Consider the following 813-nt stretch of genomic DNA (forward strand, 5'->3'; position numbering starts at 1 on the left):
CCGGCCAGCCTGACCCTGCCGCCCCATGACGCGGCGCGGGGTCCACTGGTGGTGGAAGGGGCAGGGGGCGTGTTCGTGCCCATTGCCCGGGATTACCTGATGATCGACCTCATGGTCCGTCTGGCGCTGCCCGTGGTGCTGGTGGCGCGCAGCCAGCTTGGCACCATCAACATACCCTGCTCAGCCTTGCCGCACTACGCGCACGCGGCCTGCGGGTGGCGGGGGTGATCCTGAACGGCCCCCCTGAAGCCATCGGGCGCGCGGCCATTGAACGCCATGGCCGGGTCCGTATCCTGGCTCAGTTCCCGCCCGTCACCCCCATGGGGCCGGACGCCGTGGCCAGTCTGGCGGCCCGCCTGCCATCATGGGATGATATTGTCGGCCCGCAGGCTCAGTAACGCCGGATCAGCCCGGCCAGCGTGCCCTGTATGCTGACCCGCCGCGCGGGCAGCACACGGGTCTCATACCGCCTGTTGGCCGGAATCAGCGCAATGTCATCACCTTCATGGCGCAGGCGCTTGAGCGTGACTTCCTCCCCGTCAATCAGGCCACCACGATCTGGCCGTCACTGGCCTGACGCTGGTCACGGATAATGACCGTATCGCCGTCCAGGATCCCGGCTTCCTCCATCGAATCCCCACAGACCTCCAGCGCGTAATGGCCGCTGGCCCTGCCCAGCATATCCACCGGAACGGTGATGTGGGTGGTCGTGGTGTTGATCGCCTCGATCGGGGCGCCAGCCGCGATACGGCCCACGAAGGGCAGTTCGACCAGCTTCGCCAGCATCGCGGCGGGAGGGGTATCCGGGGGGGG

At 67.9% G+C, this 813-nt stretch carries 2 pseudogenes; one reads left to right on the plus strand and one right to left on the minus strand.

Annotation, left to right across the window (positions count from 1 at the left end):
- Window positions 1-75: 75 nt before the first annotated feature.
- Window positions 76-398, plus strand: a pseudogene (gene bioD / locus JCM25156_RS28280) (ATP-dependent dethiobiotin synthetase BioD).
- Here the strand turns inward: bioD and lexA are convergent.
- Window positions 392-813, minus strand: a pseudogene (lexA, locus tag JCM25156_RS26270) (transcriptional repressor LexA); the annotation flags it as partial. The pseudogenes bioD and lexA sit on opposite strands and share 7 nt — an antisense overlap.

The organism is Komagataeibacter kakiaceti JCM 25156, assembly GCF_000613305.1.